The 22,315-nt window shown below is 39.1% G+C and carries 13 protein-coding genes; 6 read left to right on the top strand and 7 right to left on the bottom strand.

The window, feature by feature from the left end:
• Nucleotides 1-42: 42 nt before the first annotated feature.
• The 5 genes from ACRRSQ_RS15060 to ACRRSQ_RS15040 form a co-directional block, all read right to left on the bottom strand.
• Nucleotides 43-1,977 (bottom strand): sialate O-acetylesterase, encoded by a 1,935-nt coding sequence (locus ACRRSQ_RS15060; RefSeq protein ID WP_440876585.1) that lies wholly within the window; start codon nucleotides 1,975-1,977, stop codon nucleotides 43-45.
• 77 nt (nucleotides 1,978-2,054) lie between these two features.
• Entirely contained in the window at nucleotides 2,055-3,704 is a 1,650-nt protein-coding gene (gene pgi, locus ACRRSQ_RS15055) for a glucose-6-phosphate isomerase (RefSeq protein WP_440876584.1), read from the bottom strand.
• A gap of 75 nt (nucleotides 3,705-3,779) precedes the next feature.
• Nucleotides 3,780-4,997 carry an AGE family epimerase/isomerase gene (locus tag ACRRSQ_RS15050; RefSeq protein ID WP_440876583.1) on the bottom strand — a complete coding sequence of 406 codons (1,218 nt, stop codon included), beginning with the start codon at nucleotides 4,995-4,997 and terminating at the stop codon, nucleotides 3,780-3,782.
• A gap of 11 nt (nucleotides 4,998-5,008) precedes the next feature.
• A complete protein-coding gene (locus ACRRSQ_RS15045) occupies nucleotides 5,009-6,178 on the bottom strand; it encodes a glycoside hydrolase family 130 protein (RefSeq protein WP_440876582.1) in 1,170 nt (389 codons plus the stop codon).
• 115 nt (nucleotides 6,179-6,293) lie between these two features.
• Nucleotides 6,294-7,700 (bottom strand): MFS transporter, encoded by a 1,407-nt coding sequence (locus tag ACRRSQ_RS15040; RefSeq protein WP_440876581.1) that lies wholly within the window; start codon nucleotides 7,698-7,700, stop codon nucleotides 6,294-6,296.
• 340 nt (nucleotides 7,701-8,040) lie between these two features.
• Between ACRRSQ_RS15040 and ACRRSQ_RS15035 the strand changes: the two genes are divergently transcribed.
• The 4 genes from ACRRSQ_RS15035 (at nucleotide 8,041) to ACRRSQ_RS15020 (ending at nucleotide 12,390) form a co-directional block, all read left to right on the top strand.
• Nucleotides 8,041-9,042 carry a LacI family DNA-binding transcriptional regulator gene (locus tag ACRRSQ_RS15035; protein ID WP_440876580.1) on the top strand — a complete coding sequence of 334 codons (1,002 nt, stop codon included), beginning with the start codon at nucleotides 8,041-8,043 and terminating at the stop codon, nucleotides 9,040-9,042.
• A 148-nt stretch (nucleotides 9,043-9,190) separates the two neighbouring features.
• Nucleotides 9,191-10,381 carry an AGE family epimerase/isomerase gene (locus tag ACRRSQ_RS15030; RefSeq protein ID WP_440876579.1) on the top strand — a complete coding sequence of 397 codons (1,191 nt, stop codon included), beginning with the start codon at nucleotides 9,191-9,193 and terminating at the stop codon, nucleotides 10,379-10,381.
• 75 nt (nucleotides 10,382-10,456) lie between these two features.
• A complete protein-coding gene (locus ACRRSQ_RS15025; RefSeq protein WP_440876578.1) occupies nucleotides 10,457-11,815 on the top strand; it encodes a phosphomannomutase in 1,359 nt (452 codons plus the stop codon).
• Nucleotides 11,816-11,871: 56 nt separating this feature from the next.
• A complete protein-coding gene (locus ACRRSQ_RS15020) occupies nucleotides 11,872-12,390 on the top strand; it encodes an NUDIX hydrolase (protein ID WP_440876577.1) in 519 nt (172 codons plus the stop codon).
• A 225-nt stretch (nucleotides 12,391-12,615) separates the two neighbouring features.
• Here the strand turns inward: ACRRSQ_RS15020 and ACRRSQ_RS15015 are convergent, their stop codons facing one another.
• Complete coding sequence (locus ACRRSQ_RS15015; RefSeq protein ID WP_440876576.1) at nucleotides 12,616-15,303, bottom strand: glycosyl hydrolase; 2,688 nt, start codon at nucleotides 15,301-15,303, stop codon at nucleotides 12,616-12,618.
• A 377-nt stretch (nucleotides 15,304-15,680) separates the two neighbouring features.
• Between ACRRSQ_RS15015 and ACRRSQ_RS15010 the strand changes: the two genes are divergently transcribed.
• Nucleotides 15,681-18,671, top strand: coding sequence for a TonB-dependent receptor (locus ACRRSQ_RS15010; protein WP_440876575.1), 2,991 nt, complete (start codon nucleotides 15,681-15,683; stop codon nucleotides 18,669-18,671).
• Nucleotides 18,672-18,748: 77 nt separating this feature from the next.
• A complete protein-coding gene (locus ACRRSQ_RS15005) occupies nucleotides 18,749-20,443 on the top strand; it encodes a hypothetical protein (RefSeq protein WP_440876574.1) in 1,695 nt (564 codons plus the stop codon).
• A gap of 129 nt (nucleotides 20,444-20,572) precedes the next feature.
• On the opposite strand, the gene ACRRSQ_RS15000 is transcribed toward ACRRSQ_RS15005, so the two are convergent.
• Nucleotides 20,573-21,706 carry an L-dopachrome tautomerase-related protein gene (locus ACRRSQ_RS15000; RefSeq protein ID WP_440876573.1) on the bottom strand — a complete coding sequence of 378 codons (1,134 nt, stop codon included), beginning with the start codon at nucleotides 21,704-21,706 and terminating at the stop codon, nucleotides 20,573-20,575.
• Nucleotides 21,707-22,315 lie beyond the last annotated feature (609 nt).

The following is a 22,315-nucleotide window of genomic DNA, read 5'->3' as shown; positions in this document are numbered from 1 at the left end:
ATTATAATTAAGTAATATTTTTATCTATCTGTTCTTGTTAATTCACTTGGAATTCTTTGACATTAATTGTTCACCGTAGCGAAAAGGTATCGCTGGTAAGCCTTCACCATCGTATAAATTCGCAGGAGAGTTATCAGCCCAAGCATAACGAATAGCTTTTGGTTCACTTACCGCTGGCGACGATAATACAATGGTATTGGCGCTAATAACTTGCGCTTTAGCATGGTAATAAACGCCATTTAAACCTGCCAGTTCAAAACCAAGAAGTGCTGTACCTTTAACTTTAAGCGCCGACTGAGTGGTAAATTGCACTGTTAACTGCTGGTCGTTTATCTTGGTTTTTGCAAAAGCCGGCCCAAAATAAGGTTTTGTATTGTTATCAGCCACAGACTGAGCGGCTAACCATAACCTTCGGCCTACTTCTTTTTTATTACGAGGATGAATATCTTCAGCATCACCAATATCGATAGTTACTGCCATGCCAGTATTTTTTAACGATAAGGTTTTAGTTTGAGCTTCTCTTAATTCAGCCCAGTTGCTGTCTGAAGGAGTTGCTTTTTGAGGTAAAAAACTTGCCAATTGCACAAATAAGAACGGAAAGTCACCTATGCCCCAGCTTTCCCGCCAGCTAGTGATCATACTAGGAAATAAGGTTTGATATTCTTGTGCGCGGCCAACATTGCTTTCGCCTTGATACCAAATAACGCCTTTCATTGATAAGCCCGTTAATGGGTTTATCATGGCATTGTACAAACCTGCAGGCCAACTACTGATCCGTTCCACCTCAGGCATTTTTTGCTCAATGTTATTAGCGTAACGCCACTTACCCGCTAACGATATTTTTTCAGCGCCTAAACTTAACCAAACTTCGTCAGTATTACCGACTTTCACTCTATTGTCCCAAGTATTGACAACGCGAAGTGCGATGGTATTTTTGCCTTTTTTAAGTAACTTTTTAGGTAATGTGATGATTTGAGTTTGGTCTTGCCACCCTTCATTAGCGACCAATAGGCCATTAACAAAAATTTTCCCTCCTTGATTGATATCACCGAAGAAAAGCGTCGCATCTGCTGCAGAAAGTTGTAGTAAAGATTCATCGGTTAAATTAATGCTTTTTCGTAGCCAAACGATATCCGTTAACGTATTTTTAAACGGCACATAAATTTGGTTCCAACGACTGTCGTCATAATCACTTAAATGCAACCCTAAAGTGTCAATGGCGTGGCTATCATTGATCAGTTGCCATTTCTGTTGCTCATTAATACCTCTTTGTTTAATGCGCTGTTGCCATGCTGATGGATTTTCTAACATATCCGTGATTTGTTGCTTATAGCTGTCAAAATTAAGCAAGGTTGGCATGGGTGTCCATGCTTCTGCTGGCGTACCGCCAACATTGCTTTCAATAATGCCAATCGGGATGTTTTTGTTTAAGTGGTATTGTTTGGCAAAAAACCAAGCAACTGCAGAAAAGTCACCGACGTTTTCACGACTTGCTTGCTGCCAGCCTTTGCTTTTTATTTCACGACTCGGGCGTACTTTGACATCGGTATTCATGTTAAAAAAGCGAATATCCGGATATTCAGCATCTGCTTTTTCTTGTTGCCAATTGGTGGTTTCCCAATCAAGTTTCCATTCCATGTTCGACTGACCAGAGGCGAGCCAAACATCGCCAACTAACACATTGTCAATATTGAGTGATTCGTTTGCAGAAGCAATATGCATCCGATACGGACCGCCTGCAGACATTTTATCTACGGCGATACGCCAGCGACCATTTTCAGAAACTACACCAGAGTGACGCTGTTTATTGAGCGTTACCGTAACGTTTTCGCCCGCAGGGCCTTTCCCCCAAACGTTAATGACTTGCTGACGCTGTAACACCATGTCGTCAGAGAAAACTTGAGCAACCGATAATGTTTGCGCCATAGCTGAACATGTACCTAATAATACCATTGCTGATAATAAATATTTAATCACAAGCTTCTCTCTTTAATTTTCTGTTGTGGATGCTTACTCATTATTAACATTCAACAAAAACAACTCACTTGAATCACCTAAGCGAGTTGTTTGCTTTTTTTATAATGGGTAATTAAGCCCGAAGTTGAATTGTCATGAACATTGAACGTGGTTGCTGACTCTAATTCTTGTTGAATTTCATTAGCCAAGCCTTTGCCCAGTTCAACACCCCATTGGTCGAATGAACAAATATCTAAAATAATTCCCTGAACAAATATTTTATGCTCATACAGGGCAATTAAGCCACCTAAAGATTTTGGTGAAATGGTATCCATTAACAAGGTGTTAGAAGGGCGGTTGCCTTTATGAACTTTATGAGGCGCTACTTTTTTAATGTAATCATCACTACGACCTTTGGCGTGTAAATCTGCTTTGACTTGCTCTTCATTTACGCCTTGCATTAACGCTTTTGTTTGCGCAAAGAAGTTAGCCATTAAGGTTTCATGATGACCTTTAACGGGTGTAATACTTTCAATAGAGCCAATAAAATCAGCCGGCACTATATTATTGCTTTGATGCAAATACTGATAAAAAGCATGTTGGCCATTAATACCTAGCTCGCCCCAAATAGAAGGCACCGTCGGGTAAATAATTTCTTCACCTGCCATAGTAACCGACTTACCGTTACTTTCCATTTCGGCTTGTTGCATGTATGCGGCAAGCATATGCAAAGTTTGATCATAGGGCAGAATTGCTTGCGAGCGAAAACCTAAAAAGGTGCAATTCCATACACTTAATAATGCCATGATCACCGGTGCATTTTCAGCCAAAGGTGCTTGACAAAAATGCTGGTCGATTTCATGTGCACCTTTAAGTAAGTCGAGAAAGTTATCAAAACCCAAGTCTATAGCAATTGGCAAGCCAATCGCCGACCACAAAGAAAAACGACCACCGACCCAATCCCACATATCAAAAATATTTTCTTCTTTGATGCCGAAAGCCGCGGCATTAATTTTATTAGATGAAACGGCAACAAAGTGCTGTTCAATGGCCGAGTCACTAAACGATGCCGATGTTAACCAATTCATTGCCGTGCGAGCATTGGTCATGGTCTCGGTGGTGGTAAATGTTTTACTGGAGACGATAAATAACGTATTTTCTGGGCTTAGAGGTCTTAATACACTGGCGATTTGCATACCGTCAACATTCGAAACATAGTGCACATTTACACTATCATCACTATATGCTTTAAGTGCTTCAGTCACCATTTGCGGACCTAAATTAGAACCACCAACGCCAATATTAACCACGTCAGTGATGCGCTTTCCTGAATAGCCTTTCCACAATCCTTGACGAATTTTGTCACTAAAGTGTTGAATTTTATCTAATGTGTTTTGTACCGCTTCAGTAATATTTTCTCCATCTAAAAACAATGGCGTTTGAGCGCGATTTCGAAGCGCGGTATGCAGTACGGCACGATCTTCTGTTTTATTAATGCGTTCACCGTTAAACATTTTTTCGCGCCAACCCGTAACATCACAATCTTTTGCTAAGGCTATTAATCTATCAAGTGTTTCATCGGTTAATAAGTTCTTAGAGTAATCGAGTAAAAATTCAGGTAATTGAACGGTAAATTTATCAAATCTCTGTGCGTCAGCGGCAAATAAGTCATTCATATGCTGCTGCTTCATCGATTGAGCATGCAGGGTTAGTGCTTGCCAGCTGGCTAATTGAGTTCTGGCTGTCATAGTATTCTCATTTCATTTATTTTAAACACATCGGAGCTACCCCCGCTGCTTTTTTGAATTAATTTTATTTAAAGCTTATAGATATAACTCGTCGAGGAGTTTAATCGCCTCTATCATTGCTCGACCATTGTGATATGGGCCTTTCCAAAAACCGGCCTTGTTAATATTGTAATCTTCACCTTGATCTAAAATCGACATCCAATGCCACTCGCCGTGCTTCGCGTCAATATGATACTTTTTAGTGAATTCCCAAATCTTCACAACCGCGTTATAAAAAGCAGGATTACCGGTTAAGTGAAAAGCATTTAAGAAACCAACTATAGCCTCGGCCTGAATCCACCAGACGCTACCTTTATGTAATTGGTTAGTTTTAATATCAATTTCATCAAGAACTTGACCAAGTTCACCAATACCTTCAGCAAGACACGTTTCAGCCAGTTTAATAACACTTGGCGTAACTTGTGCTGTGGTTTTAGGGTTTTTCAAAATTCTTAGTGATTTATAGAGTAACCAGCTAGCTTCTATATCATGCCCGTATGAATAGGCTTTTGAATGATCGCCCCAATTACGACACATAAAGAGTCGTAAATGATAGTTAGAGTGATCAATGATTGAACCTTGAAAATAGCCAATAAGTCGCTTCAGTGCTGCCGCGACTTTTTCACTAGGATATACTTTTTGCAAATTTGCATACGCTTCTAATATATGTAAATGGGTATTCATGGTTTTTGGCAAGTTGTCATCTTTGTCGCTTAAACGCATATCATCAATTTCTTGCCACTGACGATCAAACGCTTCTAAATAACCACCTCGGTCATCGTCATGGGTTTTCGCTTCGAGCAAATCAAAATAAGACATAGCTTTATTGATGGCTTGTTTGTCACCGGTTAACTGGTAATAAGATGATAAGCCGTAAATAGCAAAAGACTGTGCATAGGTTTGTTTTTTACTATCTACTAAGTGGCCAGAATAATCGACTTCCCATATAACACCGCCATGCTCAGGATCGTCAAAATAAGTCATTAAATAGTGGTAAGCACGCTCAGCCAATTGGTAAGTATTTTCACACTTGGTAAATAGCGCAGCTTCACTAAAATACCAAAGTAATCGTGTATTTAAAATAATGCCTTTGTTTGCGCATTCCATACGCATTCCGCTACTAGAAACTTCGCCAATAAAACCACCATTTTCTTCATCAAGCGTATTTTTATACCACCAGTCGGTGATATTATTTTGCTCTTGCATAAATTCTAGCTTTAATTTTTGCACTGGCATTGCAAGTTGCTGTGACATATAAAATCCTTTTACAAAACAGCTTTATTACGGTTGATAAGTGCGTTGATCGCTTGCACTGATTTAGCAGAATACAATTCATCTTCTGGCGTATGCTTCACATAATCAACAAGCTGCTCAACCGTCGAGGTAGCTACATGCATACGTGTATCTGAAGAAGCGTAATAAATAAATACTTCGCCACTGTCATTGACTACCCAACCATTTGAAAATACTACGTTAGATACATCGCCAACACGTTCATCACCTTCAGGAGCAATAAAATGCCCCGCAGGTGCGTGTGTGATCACCCAAGGGTGCTCTATCTCAGTCATAAAGACATAAAGTACGTAACGTAAACCAGCTGCGGTATTACGTACGCCATGGGCTAAGTGTAACCAACCTTCAGAGGTTTTTATTGGCGCGGGTCCTTGACCATTCTTAACTTCTTTAATGGTGTGGTAAACTTTATTATCGATGATAACTTCTTCTTTCACTTCAGCATTTTCCATCGAGTCAGCAAGACCCCAGCCAATACCACCACCACCACCGACAGAAATAAAGCCATCTTGCGGACGCGTATATAATGCATATTTTCCGTCGACAAATTCAGGGTGTAAAACTACATTACGTTGCTGGCCAGAGTGAGTAATTAAATCAGGTAAGCGCTCCCAGTTAATTAGATCTTTTGTGCGAGCAATACCACATTGAGCTTCTGCCGCTGAGGTATCATGCGGCATAGTTTCATCTTTACGTTCAGTGCAGAATAAGCCGTAAATATAGCCATCTTCATGTTGAGTTAAACGCATGTCATAAACATTAGTATCAGGTCTATCAGTTTCAGGCATTACAACTGGACGTTCCCAAAAGGTAAAATTGTCGATGCCATTGTCACTTTCAGCAACCGCAAAAAATGATTTACGATCGTTACCTTCAACCCGCACGACAATGACAAATTTATGATTAAAACGAATAGCGCCTGAGTTTAGCGTTGCGTTAACACCGATACGCTCCATACAAAACGGATTGCTTTGTTCATTTAAGTCGTAGCGCCAATTCAGTGGAATATGCTCAGGCGTAACGATTGGATTAACATAGCGTTGATAAATGCCATTTGAATGTTCTTTTGGTGAATTTTCTCGGGAAATCAACACTTTTTGTGCGTTAGTTAAATTATCCAATCGTTTTTTAAAAATAGTCATTATTACCTCTTGCAGAAAAATCGCCTTTATCTACGTAGCGCAGAAAAGTTAACCGGTTACATTTTAAGAACTAATTAACAGCGACGATACTTTATATGTTATTAATTTACCTAAACTAGCTAGCAGACTGCTCTAATTCACGTTTATCCATTAGTTGCTTATTAATATCAGCGACAACATCGTCAGTGAGCTTATAGAAAATAATAAACAAACCTGACAATAGCGCGCCAGCCGCTGGTATAAAGCTGATCATTAATTTAAGTCCTTCTTTGGCCTGCTCCGTTTGCTCGACGTTTGCTTCGTAGCCAAAAATAGCTAAGGTCCAACCCGTCATAGCACCACCTAAAGTCCAACCCATTTTTTGTGAAAAAGAAGATGATGAGAAAATAAGTCCGGTCGCACGACGCCCAGTAGTATGTTCAGAATAGTCAGCAATATCGGCATACATTGACCAAAGCAGCGGAAATATAATGCCCGCACATATGCTAACAAGGACTTGTAAAAGAAGAATGAATAAGAATTGCTGTTCATTCATAAAATAAAAACCGCAGCTAAAAATTGCCGCACCAAACATGGCGAACATAAAAGTTTGCTTTTTACCTAGTATCGCTGAAATAGGTTTAGCTAAAACCACACCCAATATATTAGCTGCTTGCCCTACAATTAAATAGGTGGTGGTAACGCCAAGACTAAAGCCTAACAGCTCAATGCTTTCTATCTCAAAATAGTATTTAAAGTAATAAACAGCCGAGCCATCACGCATGCTATTAAATATTAGGGTCGACAACGCAGCGCCGAGTAAAATAAACCAAGGTTTATTAGCCAGTAAATTTTTTAAATCTGCTTTAATGGAGTTTTTTTGTGATTTTGGTGGCTGTATGCGCTCTTTGGTTAGCGCAAAAGTACAGAAAAAAAGCCCTGCGGCAATCACACCATAAACCACCATAGTCAACATCCAACCACGTTCAAGATCTGGTTCGCCAGTGCCAATGTCACTAAAAAATGAAATCAGTGGGTCAATCAATAAAAATGCAAAAATACTACCGGCAAATGCAAATACCATACGGTACGATGCTAGTGCGGTACGATCCTCAGTATGAGATGACATTACCCCTAATAATGACGCATAAGGCACATTTACAATCGTATATGCCATCATCATTAACGTATAAGTCACATAAGCATAAACAAGCTTTCCTTGAGTTGATAAATCAGGGGTTGTAAAAGTAAGTATACCTATTAACGCAAAAGGAACTGCGCCAAATAAAATGAAAGGACGGAATTTTCCCCAGCGAGAATTAACTCTGTCTGACAATACACCAACAATTGGGTCGTTGGCAGTGTCCCAGATACGGGTTATTAAAAACATAGTGCCAACAGCTGCCGCGCTAATGCCAAAAATATCGGTATAAAACACCATTAAGTACACTGAAAAAAACTTCCAATACATAGAAGATGCAAAATCGCCTAATCCGTAACCTATTTTTTCTTTAATATCTGGTCTATTTGCTAATACTGTCATGTCATTAAACCCAATGTTAAACCCCAACAATACTCAAAATAGTTAATTGTTCGAGTTCCATATATTATTTTAATTTGACACCAATGTAACCGGTTACTAACGGTAAGTCAATTTATCTTACCTTTTTATAGTAAAAACATTAAAACCCTTTAAGATTGTTACATTTATCTCTATAATAATGTTCACCGCATAGCGCAACATCAAGTACTTTAGTATATTATTCAGCATGTTAATATGCTAACTGACGATTTTGCTATCTTAAGTATGCTAATGAAACACTTTTTGTAACTGTTTCATCAGCACTATGTACGGCTTTACTTGTTACCTATAGGAAATATTCATGTCTAATATCAGAGAAGTCGCTAAACTTGCCGGTGTATCAACAGCAACCGTTTCTAGAGCGTTAAGCTCACCTGAAAAAGTATCAGAAAAAGCGCTAAAAAAGGTGCAAGATGCTATTGATAAAATTGGTTATAAACCAAACATGCTCGCGCGAAACTTTCGCTTTCATAGAAGTTACGCAGTTTTAGTACTTGTGCCTGAATTGGCCAATCCCTTCTTTTCAACTGTTGTTAAAGGTATTGAAGATGTTGCACGCCAAAAAGGCTTTAATGTACTTTTGGGTGATTCACGTGATTCGTTAGAGCGTGAAAAAGACTATTTAAAACTTATAGATACAAGCCAAGCAGATGGCGTTATTCAACTTCGCCCTCATAGGGAAGAAGACACTAGCACTTTTGTTGGTAGGGACTTCCCCGTTGTAAATGCCTGTGGCTGTGTTGGCACTCCCTACCCTTCAGTTCGAATTGATAATGCAAATGCGCAGAAAACAGTCGTGGATTATTTGTTATCTCTCGGTCACAAGCGAATTGGTGCAATTACAGGTATTAGTGATAATCCACATTCAATTAATCGCTTAAGTGGTTATAAAGCTGCGCTGGAAGAAGCAGGTATCCCTTACGATGAAAGCATTGTTTTACAAGGGGACTATTCAAAATGGTCAGGCTTAAATGCTGCCACACAATTTGTCCATATGGACAAAAGACCTACCGCGATTGTTGCCTTTAACGACCAAATGGCTATTGGTGCAATAAAAGGGCTAAAATCATCAGGCTTAAAAGTACCTACCGATATCTCTGTTACCGGCTTTGACGATTTGGAAGTAGCAAAATATATTGATCCTACATTAACCACTATTTCGCAGCCCGCGACAGAAATGGGCCATACGGCAATGAATATTCTTTATAATTTGCTGGAAGGTAAAGAGTTAAGCCAACAAGAATATATTCTTCCTCATGAATTCATGGTGCGAGAAAGCACTACTGCGCCACCAACCAAATAATTCATAACCAGTAAATGACATAATTTAAGCTGTGTTATTACAATAAATTTTTATTTTTATTTGTAACCGGTTACAAATAAGTTAATATAAACATATTCACAAGGTAATTTAATTCAAAATTATCACCATTTTTAAGAGATAAATTAAAATGACTAAGCTAGAGCAGCTAAGCAGCGACTTTACAGACTGGTTAAAAAACGAGTCCGTTCCTCTTTGGGCTTCAGTTGGAATAGAAGATAAAACTGGCTGTTCATATGAACGGCTACACAGCAATGGTTTACCCGACTTAACATGCAATCGCAGAGTGCGCGTGAACTATCGCCAAATGTTTGTTTTTTCAATGGCAAGCCATATGAACTGGATTGATAATGGCGAAGAAGTTGTGAACAAACTTAATCGCTTTATAAAAATATATGGCAGCAATCCAAATTCACCCGGTACATTTGCACATTTACTTAACTCAGAGAACCAAATAATAGATCCAAAACAAGATACCTATGACTTAGCGTTTTATCTATTAGCATGTGCATGGCGCTATAAAGCCTTTAAAGATGAAACCGCACTTATTGAAGCTGACAAAATGATGATTAACATCGATACGCAAATAAAAGGCATAAAAAGCGGTTGGCTTGAAGGTGACTACCCTGCGGATGCTCGCCGTCAAAACCCCCATATGCATTTGTTTGAAGCGTTCATGGCATTACATGATGCCAGCAATAAACCTAAATGGCTTGCCCGAGCTGGTGAAGTTTTTAGTATGTTTGAGTCACACTTTTATGACCATCAAAATGGCATTGTACTGGAATATTTTAATGCTGATTGGACACCACAATTTGGTACTGAAGGTAAAATAATTGAGCCTGGTCACATGTTAGAGTGGGTTTGGCTATTAAGGGAGTATTCTGCACGAACAGATACCCCTGTAGATCGTTATGTAAACACGTTATATAACAATGCGCTGCGCCTAGGAAAAAATGTAACCGGTTTAATTATTGATAAAACCAACGAACACGGTGACACCATGGGCGCCACTAAGCGTTGTTGGCCAATGACAGAACTCATTAAAGCCAGTATTGCCCAAGCCAAGCACACTCGTTGCCCTAATGAAAAAGAAAAATATGAACAACAAGCCGCTAATGCAATATCTTGCATGTTAACTCATTTTATTAACCCAAAAGTAAAAGGCAGCTACTACGACCAATTAGACACAGATAACAATGTTATCAACAGTCATGCGCCTGCGAGTACACTTTATCATTTAGCAGTTGCCTGTCATGAAGTACATAACTACTGCCTGTCATTAAATAACAGCAGTATATTAAAAGTATCAAACGAATAGTGTTTATTAGGCACTTAAAGCCTTTTAAATGATCAATTGCTGGTAATATAAAATAGCGTTAACAGAGGAATAATAATGGATACACTTGCTTGTTTTAAGTCATACGATGTCAGAGGCAGAGTACCTGACGAATTAAATGAAGACATTGCTTACCGTATCGGACGAGCATACGCACAATGCTATAGACCAAAAACTGTTGCTGTTGGTTACGATATTCGTTTAACCAGTCCACAGTTATCTAATGCCTTGGCGCAAGGCCTTGCCGACTCGGGCGTTAATGTAATGGACATAGGCTTAGGTGGTACAGAAGAAGTCTACTTTGCCGCTTTTAATGAAGAAGTAGACGGAGGCATATGTATTACCGCCAGCCATAATCCTAAAGACTATAATGGCTTAAAATTTGTCGGGAAAAAAGGCATACCAATAAGCAATAATAACGGTTTGCTCGATATAGAAAGGCTTGCTGCTATAAACGAGTTTGGTGCTAAAAAGGCGCTTGGTAAAATCATTAAAAAATCCCTTAAACAGGCCTATAAAAAACACCTATTGAGCTATATTGATGGCACTAAATTAACGCCATTAAAAATAGTTGTTAATGCTGGTAATGGCGGTGCAGGTGAAATCATTGATTTGCTTGAAGATAGCTTACCGTTTGAATTTATTAAATTAAACCATACCCCTGATGGAAACTTTCCGCACGGTGTACCTAACCCATTGTTGAAAGACAACCGCTTAACAACTCAACAAGCCGTTATTGAGCATAACGCTGATTTAGGCATCGCCTGGGATGGTGATTTTGACCGCTGTTTCTTCTTTGATGAGACCGGAGACTTTGTTGATGGTTATTACATGGTAGGTTTACTTGCCACGGCCTTACTCAAAGTTCACCCAGGTGCCGCAATCATTTACGATCCGCGTTTATATTGGAATACGCTTGAAATGGTCGCACAGGCAGGTGGCAAAGCTATTATCAGCAAAACAGGACATTCGTTTATTAAGGAAGCTATGCGTAAAGAAAACGCAATTTATGGTGGAGAAATGAGTGCTCACCATTACTTTAAACAGTTTGCCTATTGTGACAATGGCAATATTCCTTGGTTGCTTATTTGCCAATTAATTGCAGAGAAGCAAACATCACTAAGCGCGCTTATTAACGATTGTAAAAAACGTTTTCCTTGTAGTGGCGAAATTAATTTAACCGTTAAAAATACACCTAAAATTTTAGAACGTTTAACAGAGCATTATCAAAAAGACGCCGTTAAAATTGACTTTATTGATGGTATTGGTGTCGAATTTAGCCAATGGCGGTTTAACGTGCGTGCTTCTAATACCGAGCCATTATTGCGAGTAAATGTTGAAAGTCGCAACGATCAAGCATTACTCGACAATGCAACCAACGAGCTACTAGCGTTAATTCGCCGTTTAGACGACTAACAGTTTAAAGCGCTGCTTTTTTAACATACGGTCCATTTAATTAACTAAAGGTATCCATGTTTTCATATTGTCCTAACTGCAAAAGTAAGAAAATTGATTTCATCAATAAACAGCGTTTCACTTGCCAACAATGTTCATTTACTTATTATCACAATGTTGCTGCATCAACTGCGGCTATCATTGCACATAATGAGCAAGTATTACTCACAGTTAGGGCTAAAGATCCCGGCAAAGGCATGCTTGATTTACCCGGAGGGTTTGCTGATCCAAACGAATCACTTGAACAAGCACTAAGTCGCGAAATAAATGAAGAATTAAATATATCTATCAACCATTGGCAATACCTTTGCGGCTTGTCTAATAGCTATCAATATAAAAATATAACTTACGCAACCATGGATTGTTTTTTTAGTTGTCAATTATCAGAAAAACCAACAATAGCCATTCAAGAAAGTGAAACAGCTCGTTTTTTATGGGTAGACTTACATACTCTTGATCTTTCGAAACTTGCCTTTCATTCTAGCCGACAAGCTCTAGAGCGGTATATATCAAGTATTAGTAGCTGCACCTCGTAAACGACTTTCTACCTAGCTCATTAATCGACAACGCCATTGTATAAGCCACCACCTACAAACCATTAAAGCATGAATAACAATTGCAAATTGCAAGCAGATGGTAGTTTTAACTATTGAGATGCTTCGGTAATTCATATGTGATTGCTGTGACGTCGAAACCCTAAACCCCATATAAAAAAGGCCGTTACTAAACATTAGTAACGGCCTATGTCAAAGCATTGATTTTTAATTAGCTGTGTAAATAATATTATCCAGCTGAAGAATAACCCCCACTTGCTCGTTGCTCCACGGCTGTGGCACGATAACAAGCGGTGACGTGACGTAATCTATCGTTAAAGCATTATCACCATTAAGTACCATAAGGTCACTAACATTAAAAGTGAAGGTTTGCCAGTTACCAACGGTAGGTGATGCTCCTTCTACACTGTCTGTTAACGCAACGTCTCCAGTACCACATGGCCAACCACAATCAATTTTCATTGCCCAACCTGTAATTCCGCTAGGTTGTTCAACAACTCTTAAATCAAACGATATTTTACCATTTTGATACTCAGTAAGATCTTGCGGATTGTCAAAAATTAACTCACTTACTGTTTCACCAGCAATATAAGTATGTTGAATTACATTACCGTATTCGCCACCGGCATCAACTATTTCTTGCGTTACTTTTTCTGCTTGCCCTGCACTCCACGCATCAACGGCATCAGCAAATATCACTCTACCTTCAACTTCAGGCTCTTGAGTTGATTGCGCCGTTTTATAGCGAATATTATCAAGTTGAATAACTACGCCAATTTGTTCGTTGCTCCAAGGCTGTGGCACGATAACTAATGGTGACGTTACATAATCTATGGTTAAAGCATTATCACCGTTTAACATCATTAAATCGGCAATGTTAAATTTATAGGTTTGCCATTGGCCTACAACCGGCACAATACCATCAAGGTTATTCATTAAATCAACATCACCTGTACCACATGGCCAGCCACAATCAATTTTCATCGCCCACCCCGTAATACCGCTAGGTTGATTATCAATTTTCAAATCAAACTCAATCGTACCGTCAACATATGCCGATAAATCTTGTGGAGTTTCAAAAATCAACTCACTAACGGTTTCACCACCGATATAGGTATGTTGAACCACTTTACCGTGTCCGCCGCTAGCATCTACGATTTCTTGCGTAACTTTTTCAACTTGACCTGCTGCCCAGCCATTAATTTCGTCATCAAAAACAACAAAATCATTTGAAGCTTGCGGCTCTTCGTCTGACTCTGGTGGGAAGTAGTTAATATTATCTAATTGAATAACCACCCCAATTTGTTCTGCACTCCATGGCTGTGGCACGATAACTAATGGGGATGTCACATTATCGATTGTTAACGCATTTTCATCGTTAAGTTCAAGTAAATCAGCAATATTAAAAGTATATGTTTGCCATTGACCCACTTCTGGCGTCGTTTCATCAACATTAGCTGTTAGCGCAACATCGCCTGTACCGCATGGCCAACCACAGTCGATTTTCATTGCCCAACTGGTGATACCATCAGGTTGAGTCACAATTTTCATATCAAATTGCACTGTGCCTTCCGCGTAAGCTGACAAGTCTTGCGGTGTATCAAATATTAATTCACTAACGGTTTCGCCACCAATATAGGTATGTTGCAGTACATTACCACGCCCTTCTCCAGCATCAACTACTTCTGATGTTACTTTATCTGCTTGCCCAGATGCCCAACCTTCAATGGCACCATCAAAAACAACAAACGGTTCAACAACATCTACTGGTCCTTCACCGCCGGAGCCACCATCACCTGGAACGGCAAGTACGACACGATTATCATCTTGATATCCTGGCCAACCGTCTTTATCTTCAAGGGTTACAACATTACTGGCATTATAAAAACTGCGAATTGACGCATCTGAATTGTCGGTGAACGTCAGTTCACTCCACGTCATTACAAAACTCCAACTAGGTTGCTGCTCTAATATTTGCAAAGACGGTAAATGACTTGTTTCGCCTATTCCGATTGGTTTATCACCTGCTTTTGCTAACATGACATCATATTTTGCCTGAGAAAAACCTTGCCCATCAGTGTTGTAGTTATCGAGGCTCAAGACATCCCAATAACCCGCACCTGGATCGTAATCTTGTAAGTCTTGCTCAAGTGTTGCAAAGTCTTGTAAATTCCAAACAAAAGTCAGGTTTGTCAGCTCTTTGTCTGTTACTAAATAGTCATGGGTTAAACGATATAGCTCAGCCGTATATTCAGGCTTACCGGCAAGCGACCACCAAAACAAAGTTTGATTCATTTCATGAAATGGGCGAAATAGTACCCTTACACCACGCTGGTTCATGGCACTAAAAATATCCGCGTAGCTATCAAGTCTTGCTTTCCATGCTTGGTTAAGTGAACCGCCATCGGCTAATAAATCTGCCCACTGTTCCTCACTTAAATCTGAAAGTACTCCACCTTCCCAGCCACACTCTTCACCCATAGTAGGAGGGCAAACATGCATCATGACATTGATAAGTGCACCTTGTGCCCAAGCACCTTCCGCTTGCGCAACCATTGAACCCCGCAAAGCTAATCCTGCTGATGTATAACCAAAATCGGTACTCCATAGAGCAGGCCATGCACCAGCTACTTCTGCGGCTTGTTTAGTCCAATAACTAGGATCGTTCTCTAATACTTTTTCATCATTATGGATACCAATAACAGTTTTAGTGCCCTTTATTTCATTTAGGTAATTCAGCATTACCGGCTCTATTGTTGGGCCAATATCTATTGAGTTTTCTTTACCATCTGAACCTGCATCTGGGATGTAGGTTGTGGTTGAGTCTTCATTGCCGCACGCACTAAGTGCTAAGCTTAAGCTGGTTAGCACTCCTAGTTTAAATAATTTTTTCATTTCTACCCCTAATTTTTTATATAGAGCCTAAAGCTCAACTTGTTAATATTTATTTAGAGTATTCATCTGGCCTACAATAATAATAACCACAAATGTAACCGGTTAACAAGAGAAACTTCATTATTTATAAAAACTCATTACTTTTCCTCTAACTAACATGTAACTCTTATAAATATTGAATTTCGCTATTGTAAAGTGGATATTTTTACGATAGATTCAGTTAAGAAATAGAGAAATTCTATTTTTTTTTAGAGTAATTAAGTAACCGGTTACAAATCATCAGGCCCAATTTTGATTTATAAAATAAAAAATAAAATCCGGTTCTAAACAAGAAAAATTAATTGCACAATAGACTTGAAACAATGGGGTTATAGAATATGAATTTTAAAAAGACACTCATAGCTAGCAGCGTTGCCGTTGGCATTCTTCACGCACTGAGTAGTGTCGCTATCGCTGAAGAGAATAAACCAGAACAAAAAAATGATGATGTGGAAGTTATTACTGTTGAAGGTATTAGAGGCTCAGTAATCGCATCTTTGAGTGCTAAAAGGCATTCGAATTCAATTATAGAATCCATCACGGCAGAAGATATTGGTAAATTGCCCGACATTACCATTGCCGATACATTACAACGTGTGACTGGTGTACAAATTCAACGCTCCGCAGGTGAAGGTGCCCAAGTTAATGTAAGGGGTTTATCGCAAGTAACGACCCTAATGAATGGTGAGCAATTTATTAGTGCGGGTTCAATTACAGGACTAACACCTGATTTTGGCGATATTCCGGCTGAATTATTAGGTGGCGTAGACGTATATAAAGCCGCAGAAGCAAGTTTAATGAATGGTGGCATTTCAGGAACTATCGACTTAAGAAGTCGACGTCCGATGAATCTTGCAAAAGATGGTTGGAGCTTTGTTGCTTCTGCTGAAGCTTCACAAGGTAGTTTTACCGATGATACCGGCGAAAAGGTTACCGGTTTTGCAGGGTATAAAGGCGAAGACTTTGGCCTTATTGTTACCGCCACTTCATCTGAATCAACACTAGCAAATTATAGATACGGCATGTGGGGTGATTTTTGGCAAGGCTTTGTTGATGATATTGATGGTGATGGAGTTAACGAAGAAGTATTTGGTAATATTGACTACGGCATTACTAACAAGACAGCTACACGTGATAGAACCGGTTTATCAACATCATTACAGTATTTTATCAATGATGATATTGAAATAACTGCCGAAGCATTTTATACCAAAATGAGTAATGACGACCTAGCTAACGGTTTGATTATTGACAATAACTGGTCAAAAAACCAAGGCTATATCAACCCGATTGAATACGTAAACCGTGGTTCAAGTTTCAATGGCTCAGGTAGAGACTTAATTACCTCGTCAATATACGAAATTCAAGCACCTCGAATAAAATCAAACAGTGAAGCAGTCGTTAGTGAGCGTGACTCACTCAATTTTAACTTACAAGCGAATGTTAATTTTACCGACGCATTTACGGGTACATTCAGGTATGTTCATGGTGAAGCCACCAATAAATTGATGAAAAATTTTGTCGATGCTTATACCACATCTGGAGAGCAATCTGCCGTTAATCGCTCTATTTATATTGACGGCGAACGTGCACCTGTCAACCCCGGAGGTTACGGGCCAGAAGACGCAGCTGTGCTTGTTGATACCACAGGTAAACACCCATCATTTGCTTTTCCGAGTGCATTAGGGCACGACATTAGCAACTATGCATTAGTATCAACCTTCTCGGAAAATAACGCAGACGATGAGTCTAATCTTGATGCGGTTCGCTTTGACGGCAGTTATGAATTTGAAAACGAATTTGCTTTTATTGAGAATGCATCAATCGACTTTGGTACACGATATGGTGTTTGGAAAGTAAGTTCTCAAAAATATGATTTAGCTGCGCCAGTTTCCGCATTAAACAGAAATGGTGAAGAAGAAACCGCTTATGCAAAATGGAAAGATATTAGCGGCACTATTTCAAGTGGTGGCGAAACAATACAACCCGTTATGCCAATATCTTTTGAGCACTTATATAGCCAAGGTTACGTTACCGAGATCACCGATTTTGGCCCGGCTAATACATTTACTTACAACGGTAACTATGACTCAATTAGCGCAGCGCAAAATGGTTATTACTTTATCGATACCAATGTTATGCGAGATGTTGTCGGCTTTCAAAATTCCTTGTATCCGGGTAATGTAAAAGCCAATCGTTGGACAAATACCTATGAAGTAGAAGACACCTCATTTACTAGTTATGTGCAGTTAAATATTGACGGTGAGTTAGTATTCCCTTTTTCAGCGAACTTTGGTGTTCAAGCTGTTAATAGAGAGCGTGAAGTAACCAGCTACAATGAACAAACAGGTGCAGGTACTTTAGAAGTCGGTCGTGTTAATTACAAAAGCATTCTTGGTGTTCCCGACCCACGCGTTGGCAAAACAGTAACAACAAATAAAACCTTAGACTTTTTACCTAGAGTTAATATAGCTTTCGATCTACAAGAAGATCTAAAGCTAAGATTGTCTTATGTTGAAAACCTCACTCAGCTTGATGCCAATACCTTAGGCGGCGGTTCCTCAACAACTTTTGTGGCTCACCCTACATTAGAAGGTGTTTTTTCAGCGACGCAAGTCAACACCTCTGGTAATCCTGATTTACAACCCTGGAGCTCAACAAACCTTGATTTGAGTTTGGAGTGGTATTTCAATGACCAAGGTTTGTTAAATTTTGGTTTATACCAAATTGATATCGACAGTTTTCCAACGGGGCTTCAAACTACAATTTACGGCATTGCTGATACCGACGGTGTAGTAAGAAACGATGGCTTAGAGCACTTCACTCTGACAAATGGAGATGGTGGAAAATTAGAGGGCTTTGAAGTTGGTTATCAGCAAGCTTATGATTTTTTACCGGGCTTTCTTAGCGGATTAGGCAGTAACATCAATTACACTTGGACAGACGGTGAAGGTGGTGATACTGACTTCTACGGTGAATCTACCATTGTTGGCGGTATATCAGAAGAACAAGCAAACGTTATTCTTTGGTATCAAAAACACGGTCTTGAAGTAAGGCTTGCATATAACTACCGAAGCGATCGCTATATTCAATCAAAAATATTTGAAGCGACCACTGAAGGTTCAAATAGAGTAGCCTTATATGTAGAGCCTACAGAGTTTGTAGACTTATCAGTCTCTTATGAAGTTAATGACAACTTTGAGGTATACCTTTTAGGGCAAAACATCACCGAAGAGTATGAAACAACTTATGCTCAATGGAAAGATGCTAAAGTTAGCCAAAATGTTTTTGAGTCTCGATACAGCTTAGGTCTTAGGGGCAAGTTTTAATAAGCACATCTAACTAACCTAGGGAGAGAAAGTTAATTTCTCTCCCTGTTCACTTCAACATAAATATTTAGTAGTTTATGAAACATATAATTCTTATCATTTGCCTCTGTTTAATTAGCAGCTGTGCACAAACTAATTCCTCGACAACAACACCAACTCTATCTTCAGATGTTTTCAATAAAAGTGCTATTGCGCAAAACGAAACGATCACCCTAAATACGTATGTAGTAGCGAATTGGCAGTCGCCTTATCAAAGTGCAGATATCGCTGTTGATTTAACGATTGTAACTCCGAGTAAGCAACAATTAACGTTGCCGGGGTATTATGTTAGCGGACAAAGTGGAGAGCTATCACACTGGCAATTTAAATTTACACCAGCCGAAGTTGGCACATACACTGTTAAAGTACTCATCAACAATAATAACATGTTACAGCATGGAAAAACTGAGCAGTTTACCGTTAGCCAATCGACTCTTAAAGGTTTTTTAAGAAGCAACGATAAATGGAGCTTTCAATATGACAACGGCCAATTATTTCGTGGTTTAGGTGAAAATTTTGGTTGGGAAAAACGCGACAACGATGACTCCAAGTTCTTTAAAGAACTGCATGAAAAGCCGCGCTTTAATTACGATTATATGCTCAAAAGTTTAAGTGAAGACGGCGCTAATATTTTTCGTACATGGATGATTTTTTGGAATTTACCAGTAGACTTTCAACACGTCGATAATAATGCTCGCTACGAAAACACTAATGAACGCTTTAACCCTTCTGGTATAAAGCGAATGAATGAATTGCTCGATATCGCTAGCAAGTACGATATGAAGATGATTTTATCGTTAGACAGTCATGCGGCTTTTTCAGGGCAAGGTTGGAATTTTAATTCCTACAATACAAAAAATGGTGGCCCTGCCGAGACTGTCGCCGAATTTTTCACAAGTGATGAAGCCAAGCAGCGATACAAAGACAAGTTACGCTTTATGGTGGCAAAGTGGGGCTACTCTTCGCAAATAGCTGCATGGGAGTTTTTTAACGAAATTGATAATGTTATGTATAACGGCGAACATCAGCATATTTCTGACGACATCATCGTAGCGTGGCATAAAGAAATGAGTGAGTATTTAGCCATTATTGATGCCCATAATCATTTGATCACCACCAGTATTTCTCACCGAGAAGTCGATGGATTATTTGATCTACCATCAATTGATATTAACCAGTCACACTTATATAAAGTCACCAATGACATTCCTGAGATCATTAGCAAGTTTGAAAAAGCTCATGACGCCCCCTATTTTGTTGGAGAATTTAGCGCGGAATGGGATTGGAGCCAAAATTTTGATTTAATTCAAGAGGAAATGATTAGTGACTACAAGCAAGGCCTTTGGTTTGGTATGTTTTCACCGTCACCAATCATGCCACTTAGCTGGTGGTGGGAATATTTCGACGAAAAAGGGACCTCTGCTTATTTCAATCACGTAAAAACCATTAATGATTTAATGCTATCGACTGGCAACAAAGCACTGGCAGCGCAAAGCGTGAACAATAGCAATGCACAACTGACAACATTAGCGCTAACCAATGGCAAAAAAGCCTTTGTTTATGTGAATAACCCAAGTGACACAGCACAAAATTTCACCCTAAATAATCTGCCATCATTAAGCCATTTAGATAAAATTTATGACTGTGAAAGTGGTGAATTTATCAAGGTAAAACATACAGGCGACTATACATTAGCTGCAAAGCAAAATTGGGTCATTATTTATAACCTGTGATCAGTTACGAAAACTTAACGCCAGACCCTGTAACAAAAAATGTTACAGGGTCTGGCCTTTCAGTTAATACCTTTAAAAATATCCAGCTATACACTCTATTAACCAAAGTGTTGAGCATATTCCATATAATTAACGACCTATCAAGGGGCTTGCCATGGGCTTGAAACGATAAATATTATAAGGTGGTTTGTTAATCGTTTTCCCGCCATTAAATGCTGCTGAAAGCGAGATTTGAGCTGCGGAAGTATATAAATATCCTTCAGGCCCCATATGAAGCCCGTCAGGCCAAACCATATTTTTGTCATGGCTGTACACGCGATATTTACGTGTATCAGCAGGGATAATGCCAATTGTACGTGTACCTATTTCACATAAATATAAGTTACCAGCAGAATCAATGGTTAAGCCGCCGTTCATAGGCTTGTCAGCATATGTTTCTACTTTAGCTACCAAGGCGCTATTATTCAGTGAAAAGTTTGCAAGTTCAGCCATTTTAATTCTGTAAACACTGCTATTACTCACCGAGGTAAAATACAGCCACTGTTGCTGATTATCAAGGGCGATACCATCTACCCCAATAAACAAGTCAATCGACTTTTCGTACGGCGTGCCTTTATCCATCAGCATTGGCATATTCATTCTTGGCGCGACACGGTCGGTACCCTGCATTACACGTCGGCTTTCACCGGTAACAGTATTTATCACCACTAAGGCAGCTTTGGCGCCAATAGGACCTGTAGCAATCCCTTCATCTGCGATAACAATGACATTATGTTTGGTCGAAATAGCAAAATCATTATGTTGAGACTCAGGTAAAGCCACCGTTTTTGGTAAATGTATTATTTTTTTCAATTGATGCTTTGCCAAATCCCAAGCGACGAGTTTAGGTGTAATTCTTGGTTCAGCTTGACCAGAGTCTAGTATCCACAACGTTCCTTCGCCGTCTGTTCTTGTGCTTAAAACCCAATTAAAATATTCGTCAGGGCTCTTTAAGCGCTCTTTGGTATCATAAGCATTTTGCATGTCAGCATTTGGAAACGGAACAATATCGCCATTACCTAAACGCTCTGCAACTTTTACTTTCGGGTTATAAAAAGGATGGTAGGTAATAAACAAACGTTTATCCTGTGTATAAGCAATACCCGCTGCGGCTTCTTTTAACGATAAAAATACTTCACTTTTCACTTGCTCAGTTGCACTAACGTGGCCAGAAAGTATAACAACACCGAGTATAATCATTTTTATATCTTTAATTACATTCACTGGTATCACCTTGCTCTTAGTTATTTATTAATAAGTTTAGTATAAACAAGCTCAAAGTCATAAAACATAGCACTATGTTCCTAACATTGTGGAGGATTTATTCCATAATTATGGAATAAAATATGCGCCCTCTTTCTGTTAACACCAATTTCAACAAAGTTTCCTTCAATAAAACTTCCCTTATTTTAAGTGCTTACACAAATATAGGAAAAGACTTTAAAAGGTTATCTCACTGAGAAAGTGATCGCCGACTGGAAGTCAGATCTTTAGCTATAGACCACTTTCTTCCTGAAAGTAGTCGAACTGAAAAAGCGAAATACCTTAGTATCGCAAGAGGAAATGTTAAAACATAGATAATAAGCCTCTTAACCTCAGGTATTGATAGGTTATATATCAAACGCAGTAAAGCTCGTCCTATTGAATTAACCAATAAACAATTAAAACAATGGGCTTTATCTATTCAAAATAATAGATCCAAACCAACAAGAGTTCGGTTGATAGCTGAAGGTAGCAAGCGCTATATCCTTAAGTAAAATCTATCGCTTACTTCATGCACTAGGATTCAGTTGAATAACGTGCCGCTCAAAACACTTAAAGCAATTTCAAAAT

Source organism: Thalassotalea sp. PLHSN55 (genome assembly GCF_052030545.1).
Classification (GTDB): domain Bacteria; phylum Pseudomonadota; class Gammaproteobacteria; order Enterobacterales; family Alteromonadaceae; genus CANMXU01.
Note: the sequence above shows the minus strand (reverse complement) of the source record. Positions and strands in the feature narration are given on the sequence as shown.

Bases quoted from the DNA above. Each gene is read 5' to 3' on its own strand.
- ACRRSQ_RS15015 (WP_440876576.1), bottom strand. From the start codon at position 15,303: ATGAAAAAATTATTTAAACTAGGAGTGCTAACCAGCTTAAGCTTAGCA.
- ACRRSQ_RS15035 (WP_440876580.1), top strand. From the start codon at position 8,041: ATGTCTAATATCAGAGAAGTCGCTAAACTTGCCGGTGTATCAACAGCA.
- ACRRSQ_RS15040 (WP_440876581.1), bottom strand. From the start codon at position 7,700: ATGACAGTATTAGCAAATAGACCAGATATTAAAGAAAAAATAGGTTAC.
- ACRRSQ_RS15005 (WP_440876574.1), top strand. From the start codon at position 18,749: ATGAAACATATAATTCTTATCATTTGCCTCTGTTTAATTAGCAGCTGT.
- pgi (WP_440876584.1), bottom strand. From the start codon at position 3,704: ATGACAGCCAGAACTCAATTAGCCAGCTGGCAAGCACTAACCCTGCAT.
- ACRRSQ_RS15030 (WP_440876579.1), top strand. From the start codon at position 9,191: ATGACTAAGCTAGAGCAGCTAAGCAGCGACTTTACAGACTGGTTAAAA.
- ACRRSQ_RS15010 (WP_440876575.1), top strand. From the start codon at position 15,681: ATGAATTTTAAAAAGACACTCATAGCTAGCAGCGTTGCCGTTGGCATT.
- ACRRSQ_RS15050 (WP_440876583.1), bottom strand. From the start codon at position 4,997: ATGTCACAGCAACTTGCAATGCCAGTGCAAAAATTAAAGCTAGAATTT.
- ACRRSQ_RS15020 (WP_440876577.1), top strand. From the start codon at position 11,872: ATGTTTTCATATTGTCCTAACTGCAAAAGTAAGAAAATTGATTTCATC.
- ACRRSQ_RS15025 (WP_440876578.1), top strand. From the start codon at position 10,457: ATGGATACACTTGCTTGTTTTAAGTCATACGATGTCAGAGGCAGAGTA.
- ACRRSQ_RS15045 (WP_440876582.1), bottom strand. From the start codon at position 6,178: ATGACTATTTTTAAAAAACGATTGGATAATTTAACTAACGCACAAAAA.